General features: G+C 41.8%; 2 protein-coding genes. Both read right to left on the bottom strand.

What is annotated here, in order from left to right; all coding sequences use genetic code 11:
* The coding region (locus IQ264_RS29060; RefSeq protein WP_228061904.1) for a non-ribosomal peptide synthetase at nucleotides 1-8,323 on the bottom strand (8,323 nt) is incomplete at its 3' end.
* On the bottom strand, nucleotides 8,320-10,283 hold a 1,964-nt coding region (locus IQ264_RS29055; RefSeq protein ID WP_193985583.1), incomplete at its 5' end, for a non-ribosomal peptide synthetase. The genes IQ264_RS29055 and IQ264_RS29060, both read right to left, overlap by 4 nt.

Here is a 10,283-nt window from a genome sequence, read left to right as displayed (position 1 = left end):
GGGTAGGTGTTAGGGGTTGGGGAAATTCTTCTTCCCTACACCCTAACACTTGACCCCTATCCCCGAAGGGACTGTCTATGAACTTCTCATTCGTTAATTCTTTCCGGTTGAGGTAGCCTCGTGCTAGGGAAACACCGCCAATGTGCAATTCTCCAGGGACTCCGATTGGTACTGGCTGGAGAGATCGATCGAGGATATAGATTTGGCTGTTGGCTATGGGGCGACCGATCGGTGGCAGTAAAGGCCAATTTTCTGCTGTTTGATTTAGGGTATAACTGGTAACTACGTGACTTTCCGAAGGCCCATAATGATTGTGCAAAGTACAGTTACTTAGCTGATTCAACCACTGGGTAATTGCTGGTGTCATCTGTAACTGTTCCCCTGCGGTGATGATTTCTTTCAGCTGCACCGTTGATGTCCGATCGATCGCTACCTCTGCTAGCTGTTGTAAGCCGACAAAGGGGAGAAACAGTCTCTCTACTGCTTGTGCTTCGAGTAAATCTAATAAAGCTTTTGGCTCTCGACGTAATTGTTCGCTAATCAACAGCAATGTGCCACCATCACACCAAGTTGAGAACATTTCTTGGCAGGAAACATCAAAGCTAATCGGGGCAAATTGTAGGGTTTTTGCTCCCGGAGAAATGTTGCTTTGTTGCAGTTGCCAAAGGATCAGATTGACCAAGGGTAGATGATTCATGGCTACGCCTTTGGGTTGTCCTGTGGAACCGGAGGTATAAATTACATAAGCTAAGTTTTCTGGTTGGACATCACAAATCAGATTCTCCCCACTGCACTCTTGAATCATTGCCCAGTCAGTATCCAAGCAAACTAAGTGTGTGGGTTGTGTAGGTAGAGACGTTGTATACAACGTCTCTACGAATTGTTGTTGTGTCAGCAGTACTCTAACTTGTGAGTCATCAAGCATAAAGCTTAGACGCTCAGAAGGATATTCTGGATCGAGCGGAACATAAGCGCCACCTGCTTTGAGAATTCCCAACACTCCCACAAGCATTTCGATCGATCTTTCTACACAAATCCCGACGGGCACATCTGCACCGACACCTAATGAGCGCAAATAATGTGCTAACTGATTGGCTTTTGCATTCAATTGGGAGTAAGTTAATTGTTGATTCTCAAATACTACGGCTATAGCATCTGGTGTTTTCTCCACCTGTTGTTCAAATAACTGATGCAGACAGAAAGAAGGTGTTAGGTGATAGGGGTTGGGTGTTAGGGAATGATTTTCTTCCCTATCCCCTATCCCCCTACCCAGTTCCCCTCCATGTGTTTGTGTATTGTTCCATTCAATTAACAGTTGATGTTGTTCTGCTGCCGTTAACATTGGTAGTTGAGAAATTGCTTGCTTGGGATTGGCGACAATACCTTCAAGTAAGGTGACAAAATGACCCAACATCCGGCTGATTGCGCTATCATCAAACCGATCGCGATCGTAGAGAACCTTTATTAATAACTGTTCTCCGGGTCCGACTAAAATAGTCAATGGATAATTTGTTTGTTCGATCGTTCGGAAATTAGAAAACGAAAAACTATAATTTTCTTCTACGAGTTCACTATCCACTGGATAATTCTCGAACACCAAAATACTCTCAAACAAAGCCGTCCCTCTAGGAACATTACTTAATCCCTGAATTTCCACCAATGAACTATAGGAAAATTGCTCCGACTCCACCAATTGAGCTTGCAAATCCTTTAACAAACCCAGCAATTCTGTCTGCTCGCCCAATTGGACGCGCATCGGTAAAGTGTTGATAAACAACCCTACCATCGACTCTACACCAGCCAGCGTCGCCGGACGACCAGAAACAGTCGCACCAAACACCACATCAGTTTCTTGAGAATAGCGGGATAGCAACAGCGCCCAAGTTGTCTGCACTAAATTATTCAGTGTTAATTGATTTTCTCGGACAAAAGATACCGCCTTTTCTGTTGCTGATACACTTAACCCAATTTGTTGTTCCTTGTAACTGCGCGAGCCTTTTTCCCGGTTTAATAAAGGTTTATCCACCATCAACGGAGTTGGGGCACTAAAACCTTGCAGTTTTTTGCGCCAAAATTCTTCTGCTAACTTTTGTTCTTGTTGTTGTAGCCAAGCTATGTAGTGACGGTAGTTCAGTGCGGGTTGATAATCTAAACTTTTACCTTGAGAAATTGCTTGGTAACAATTCAACAAGTCTTGAAATACTAATGGTAAAGACCAGCCATCCATTAATATATGATGAAAATTCCAGACAAATTGAAAAGTATTTTCTGAGGATTGAATCAGATATAGACGCAGCAATGGTGCTATGCCAAAATCGAAACCCTGTTGCCGTTTTGAATCAATAAACAGTTGTAATTGCTGTTGCTGTTCTGATACAGATAATTCCCGCCAGTCCAATCTTTCGATTTTCACTTCTATTTGTCGATACAACACTTGCACTGGTTGTTCTAAAGATTCCCAAACAAAAGCTGTGCGGAAAATGGAATGATGCGCCACTAATTGTTGCCAAGCTTGCTCAAACGCCGACACATTTAAGTCTCCGGTTAAAGTGCAAGTTGTCTGCTCAATATATACACCAGAGTCAGGCGCATATAAACTTTCAAACAACATCCCCTGTTGCATTGGCGATAAGGGATAAATATCCTCAATATTTTGCCAATTAGTTAATGGAAGACTGGCTAACACCCGATCTAATTCTAGTTGCGTCAGTTTGATTAAGGGGAAATCACTCGGAGTGTAGCCACCATTTTCTGGTGATAAACAATGAGCGATTAACTCTCGTAAAGTGGTGACAAATTCTGTGGCAATTTTCTCGATCGTACTCGAAGAATGCACATTGCTGCTGTATATCCAATTTATATGCAGTTGTTCTTCTGCGATCGCAGCGTTAACATCGAGTAAACCCGATCGTTGACCTTGTAAACTCAGGCTGTTTCCAGTTGACTCAGTTGCCAATTGTAACAAAGAAGATTGATTCAGTGCTTGACCAAATTGGCCTAAATAATTGAAGTTAATTTCTGCTTCTTTTATTTTCTGAACTTGGCTCTTAATTTCTTCGTCATCACACAAATAACGCAATAATCCGTAGCCAATTCCTTTATGAGGAATCGCTCTTAATTGTTCTTTGACTGATTTTAAAACTGTACCTAAATTATCAGTTCTTTCCAGTTGCACCAACACTGGGAAAAAGGTGGTAAACCAACCAACAGTTCGGGATAAATCTACTCCCTCAATAATATCTTCCCGCCCATGTCCTTCTAAGTTGAACAGCACTGAATTTGAATTAGTCCAGCGACTTAAAACTAGGACTAAAGCTGTCAATAAGACATCATTAATTTGGGTTTTATAAGCTTTGGGTACTTCTTGTAACAGTGCTAACGTTTCTGCTGGAGTTAACGACACAGATATACTTTCAGCCGAAGCAACTGTATTCACGCCTTGGGGATAATCGACTGGAATCTGAGAAACATTTACTTCTGATTCCCTTAGCCAGTAAGCTAATTCCGATTTGAGAATTTCGGATTGAGCATATTCTTTGAGATGTTGTGCCCAATCTTGGAAAGACGTGGTTTTTGGTGGTAACTGAATTGCTTGCTCCTGACTTAGTTGCTGATAAGCTGTTACTAAGTCTTCTAACAAGATCCGCCAAGATACTCCATCTACTACCAAATGGTGAATTACTATTAGTAATCTTCCTTCTTTGTTTTCTCCTAATTTGAAATAAGCAACTTGGACGAGATTAGATGCCAGGTTCAAACTTGCTTGTAAGGAGTTTGCGGTATTTTCAATGGTTGCTGGAATCTCACTTTTTGGGAGACTTGATAAGTCGAAATATGATAGAGAAAAGTTTTTATTTGGAGCAGCGTGAATCTGTTCCCAACCTGATTCTGATGGTGTAAAGCGTAAACGCAAAGCATCGTGATGTTTAAGTAAATGCTCCCAGATTGGTGATAATAATTCCGGCAGAAAGTCGGATGGTGTTGTGAATAGAAATGATTGATTAAAGTGGTGATTTTCTGGTGATTTTAGCTCAAAAAACCGCTTTTGAATAGGCGTTAGGTGTACTTTACCAGTAACTAATTCTTGGGCAATTTGAATTACTTTGGTAGTTCCGGCAACAGCAGCTAATTCGGCAATAGTTTGATGGGCAAATAATTGGTTAACTGTGAGTTGCAATCCAGCTTGCCTTGCTTTAGTGATGATTTGAATGCTGAGGATAGAATCGCCACCGAGTTCAAAGAAGTTATCATGAATACCTAGAGCCTCAACCTTCAAAACTTCTTTCCAAATAGTTGCCAGGATTTCTTCAACTGCGGTGACGGGTGCGACTAAATTTGCTTCTATTCCTGAGCGGGATTCCGGCATCGGTAAAGCACGATAATCTACCTTGCCATTAGGTGTTAAAGGCAAGTTTTCTAACACCACAAAGCTAGAGGGAATCATGAAATCAGGCAGGAGTTTCTTGAGATTAGCCCTCAGAGATGGCACTAGATTATCGAGTTGATTATTATTTTCTCCCGATTCATAATTAGCAAATAATCGTTGATAGAAAGGTGTTTGCCGGAAATTATTTTTATAGTGATAAGAAACATATTCAAATTCTATCTTTTCCCCATTCTTTTTCAGCAGACTACCTTTTATTGCATAATCTGGGTTGAGGTTATTGTCGCAAAGTGTCCGAGAACAAACTGCTTGAATGATATCACCTGGTTCTACTTCAATTCCTGGCTCAAATGCTGGGAAATAAATCGGAAGCCAGCAATGCTCATGTTCTAGGATATCTATTTCTTCTCCGGCAATTGTATGCAAATTCAACCAAACCAAAAAACCATCCATTCGCCCATTTTTTTGCATTTCCAATGTAATTTCATGGGTGAAGTCTTGGCTAACATATTCATTGAAGTTCAAGTCTTCCAAAACATCCACTGTGGATAGCACATTGGATTTGGGAAAATTCTTAATACATACCCTTAAATCAAAGGGATATCCGACTTGCTTAAAGATTTCTTTAGCGTAATGTGCCCCAATTTCAGCAAACTGAGGATTGTGTAATATTTCATCTGGAAGCGTGATAGCTGCCATCTTAGTAACGCTTCTTTCAGGAATCATCAAACCATCAGGCTTGAGTAATCTTCTGGAGTTATTAATAATTACTGTTGCTCCTTCAGATCCACCGATCGATCCGACAATTTCTGAGACGCAAACATCAGCAAGTTCTGGGAGATTAACTACAGTTGCATCGCCATGAATCACTATAATTTTATCTGCTAAACCTAACTTTTCAATACAAGCTCTGGCTTTGTGGCAGGTTTCTTCATTTAGTTCAATTGCATAAATTTTCTTGGCACCGCCTGCAACACAAAATCTCGCTAAGATAGCATCTTTACCTGTGCCGATTTCCACAACTATTTTATCTTTGACCAATTTATTAATAGCAACCTGATAACTCTTATTACGTCGATGGTCATTAGTCATCGCATAATACAGTAAGTCATCGTAAACATAGAACTCAGCTACAGATGGCAATAGTTCGGCTTTATCTGTTAATGAATCTTCTAGTTTATTGGATGATTCGATATTTTTTTGTTGTGGTACAATGTATGCTACCAAGCGTTTTTTGTTCGGTTCATCTTCCCGTGCCACAACAACTGCTGTTTGTACTTCTGGTAGCTGGGATAAAGCCGCTTCAACTTCTCCTAATTCTATTCGGAAACCGCGAATTTTTACTTGATTATCTATGCGTCCCAAGTATTCAAGATTGCCATCGGGTAAATAGCGGGCTAAGTCTCCTGTTTTGTAAATTCGCTCCCGTTGACCACATAATTCTACTTCGATAAACTTTTCACTGGTTAAATCGGGACGATTCAAATAACCTCTAGCTAAACCTACCCCAGCAATGCACAATTCTCCTGGAATTCCTATAGGTAATGGTTGATTGTGGGCATCTAAAATATAGATGCGGAGATTGGATAAAGGTTTACCAATGGGGGGTTTTTTGTTGTTGGGTTGAATTAGTGCGTAAGCAGCTGTTACCGTAGTTTCTGTAGGCCCATAGCAATTGTAGAACTGCCTTCCTAGACCCCAAAAACTAGCTAACCCAGGGGGACAAGCCTCACCACCAACAGATACACATTGCAAATGGGGTAAAGTCGCTTGAGGTAAAACAGACAAAGCCGAAGGAGATAAAAAGCAGTGGCTAATTCGGTTTTGGGCTAAGAAATCAACTAAGATTTGACTGGGTAACAAAGTTTCTTTATCAGTGAGATATAAACTAGCACCACTGACTAAAGCTGTAGCAATTTCTCCTACAGATAAATCAAAACTAAACGAGCCAAATTGAAGCAAACGGCTCATACCTGAAAATTGAAAAGTTTTTGCCCAAGTCAAGCTAAGATTGACAATAGCACGATGCTCAATCATCACACCTTTGGGCGTGCCAGTGGAACCAGAAGTGTAAATTATGTAAGCTAAATCGATCGCAGTACTTAAGGGATTGGGATTATCTTTTAATTCTGAACTAAAATTTGCTTGGTCTAAGCAAATAATTTGTGGAGATGGTTTTAGATTAATACTGCGTAATTTGTCGGATAGGAAAGTTTGGGTAAGCAGCACTGAAGTCCCAGAATCTTCAAGTATATAGCTTAAACGATCGATCGGATAATCCGGATCAAGGGGAACATAAGCGCCACCCGCTTTCAAAATTCCCAGTATTCCCACAAGCATTTCTAAGGAACGTTGCACGCAAATTCCGACAAGCACATCTCTTGCCACACCTAAAGAACGCAAATAATGTGCTAACTGATTCGCTTTTTCATTCAATTCGCGATAAGTTAGTTGTTGATTTTCAAACACTACAGCTATAGCATCGGGTGTTTTTTCGACTTGTTGTTCAAACAACTGATGTAAACATTTATCAGAGGGATAATCAACTTGAGTATTGTTCCATTCAATTAACAGTTGATGTTGTTCTGCTGCCGTTAAAATTGGTAGTTGAGAAATTGGTACTTGGGGATGGGCGACAATACCTTCGAGTAAGGTAATAAGGTGATTTGTCATCCGATCGATCGTACTATCATCAAATAAATCTGTGTTGTACTCCCATATTCCCACCAGACCTTCAGGTGTGCTTGCCATTGCCAAATTCAAATCAAATTTAGCGATCGGATTTTCGATTTCTATAGAACTCAGCGTTAACTCACCCAGTTCTAAATTGGACACAGGTGCATTCTGGAAGGCAAACATTACCTGAAATAGAGGTGTATGGCTGAGATTTCGTTCTGGTTGCAAAGCTTCCACCAACATCTCAAACGGCAAATCCTGATAAGTATATGCCTCCATTGCCGTTTCTCGAACCCGACTCAGTAACTCCCTAAAGCTGGGATTACCTGATAAGTCAGTCCGCATCACCAACGTATTGACAAAAAAACCAATCAGCCCTTGAATTTCACTATGATTGCGATTAGCAATGGGTGTCCCCACCAAAATATCCGACTGTCCCGTATAGCGGTACAGTAAGGTATCAAACGCTGCCAACAGCGTCATGAACAAAGTTGCTCCAGTTTCCTGACTAAGTTGGGTCAACTTTTGTGACAACTCAGGAGAAAGTGCAAACCGTTGATTTGAGCCGATGAAAGTTTGTACTGCTGGTCTGGGACGGTCTGTAGGTAGTTCTAATAAAGCAGGTGCTCTTGAGAGTTTTTCTTGCCAGTAATTCAATTGACGTTCCAACACTTCCCCTTGCAACCATTCTCGCTGCCAGATAGCAAAATCGGCATACTGAATTGGTAGTGGGTCTAAGGGTGTTCGCGTAGCGTCTCGCAGAGATGGCTGACCTTGAGTGTAGGCATTGTATAGTGCCGATAGTTCCTGAACAAACACACCCATTGACCAGCCATCAGAAACAATGTGGTGCATACAAACTAGCAAAATATGTTCTGTCTCGGACAGGACTATTAACGTTGCTCTGATTAATGATTCACTAGTGAGATCAAAAGGTTGCAACCCTTGTTTTTGTAATAATTGCCGGGAAACTATCTCTTGTTCGGAGTGTGGCAAATGCTGTAAATCCACAACTGAGACATTCCAGGTCGTTTCTGTATGAATGATTTGGCACGGTTGTCCATCAACAACAGCGAAATTGGTGCGTAAAACCTCGTGACGCTGAATAATTTCAGTCAAGCTTTTTTCCAGAGCAACTCGATCGAGATTTCCCTCCAAACGTAATGCGGCTGGGATATTGTATAAAGCACTGTTCGGATCAAATTGGTCTAAAAACCATAAACGTTGTTGAGCATAAGATAGGGGTAATTCTTCAGTCATCATTTTCTTTTCCTTGGTAAAATGCGTGGGGTCGTTTGGTCTGAGTTTTGTTGGGGTAAATTGGCAATTGATTGCGCTAAATCAGCTAATGTCGCAGCATTAAACAAGTCGCGCAAAGGAAGATCGACCATTAAGCGATCGCGAATACATAAAACCAATTGAGTAGCAAGTAAAGAATGTCCCCCTAATTCAAAGAAGTTATCGTGAATGCCCACTCGCTCTACTTTCAAAAGTTCCATCCAAATTTGAGCCAGCGTTTCTTCAACAGGCGTGCGAGGTGCTTCATATTTGTCAGATGTTTCGCCCTTTACATTTGGCGTGGGTAAAGCGCGGTAGTCTACTTTGCCATTAGATGTCAAAGGTAAGGATTCCAAAACTACAAAAGTATTCGGCACCATGTAGGCTGGTAATTGGTTGGCGACGAACTGACGCAGTTCGTCCGTTTGAACAGATGCTTCACCTTTGGGTACAACGTAAGCCACCAAACGTTTATCCCCAGGCACATCTTCTCGCACCACCACCACGCTTTCCCACACTGCTGGATGTTTCACCAGTAAAGTTTCTATTTCGCCCAATTCAATACGGAAACCGCGAATTTTGACTTGATTATCAATCCGTCCTAAATACTCCAATTCGCCATTCGGTAAATAACGAGCCAAGTCTCCGGTTTTATATAGTAGGGGCGGGTTTTGCCCAGAGATTGTCTGATTGTTACCAAGGTTGTCTACTAAACCCGCCCGTACAGTGCGATCGAATGGGCTAGAAATAAACCGTTGTGCTGTTAGTTCGTCACGGTTGAGGTAGCCGCGTGTTACTCCTGCACCACCAACATACATCTCACCTGTTACGCCGACTGGTACTGGCTGTAAATGTCGATCGAGCACATACACCTGTAAGTCGGGTATCGGACGACCAATTACACTGGCAACACCATTCACATCAGCGATAGTTAACGGGCGATAGGTGACATGAACAGTAGTTTCCGTAATCCCATACATATTCACTAATTGGGGTATAGTGTCGCCATGTCGCTCAAACCAAGGTTGCAAACTCTTCGGTTCTAAGGCTTCTCCACCAAAAATCACCAAGCGTAACTGCAAATCTCCTACAGTAGCTAGGGATTGTTCGGCTTGAATTAACTGCCGGAATGCCGAAGGTGTTTGATTGAGAACTGTGACTTTCTGGGTGACTAATAATTTATAGAAGGATTCGGGCTCGCGCGTCACTAAGTACGGCACAACTACTAGTTTTCCACCATAAAGCAATGCTCCCCAAATTTCCCACACTGAGAAGTCAAACGCATAAGAGTGGAACAATGTCCAGACATCTTGCTCATTGAACTGATAGCGATCGTTAGTTGCGGCAAACAAACGTACAACATTGGAGTGATTGACTAAAACGCCTTTGGGTTGACCTGTAGAACCAGAGGTATAAATGATGTATGCCAGGTTACTAGGTGTTGCAGTGTTTTCCGGGTTGGCGTTGCTATGTTCTGCAATGGTTTCCCAGTCCCGATCCAAACAAACGATTTGCACCTGATGTAGAGACGTTGTATACAACGTCTCTACAAATTTCTGTTGAGTCAGCAACACCGATACTTGAGAGTCTGACAACATAAAGCGTAAACGCTCTGTAGGATAATCTGGATCAAGGGGAACATAAGCACCACCCGCCTTGAGAATACCAAGTATTCCCACGATCGTTTCTAAGGAACGTTCGACACAAATTCCCACTAAGACATCTGCACCTACACCTAATGAGCGCAAATAATTTGCTAATTGATTCGATCGATCGTTCAATTCCCGATAAGTCAATTGTTGATTTTCAAACACAACTGCTATGGCATCGGGTGTCTTTTCTACCTGTTCTTCAAACAACTGATGCAGACAGAAAGAAGGTGTTAGGTGATAGGGGTTGGGTGTTAGGGAATGGTTTTCTTCCCTATCCCCTATCCCCCTACCCC

The sequence above is a fragment of the [Phormidium] sp. LEGE 05292 genome, from assembly GCF_015207735.1.
Taxonomy (GTDB): domain Bacteria; phylum Cyanobacteriota; class Cyanobacteriia; order Cyanobacteriales; family Aerosakkonemataceae; genus Floridanema.
This window is presented reverse-complemented; position numbering and strand designations above follow the sequence as displayed.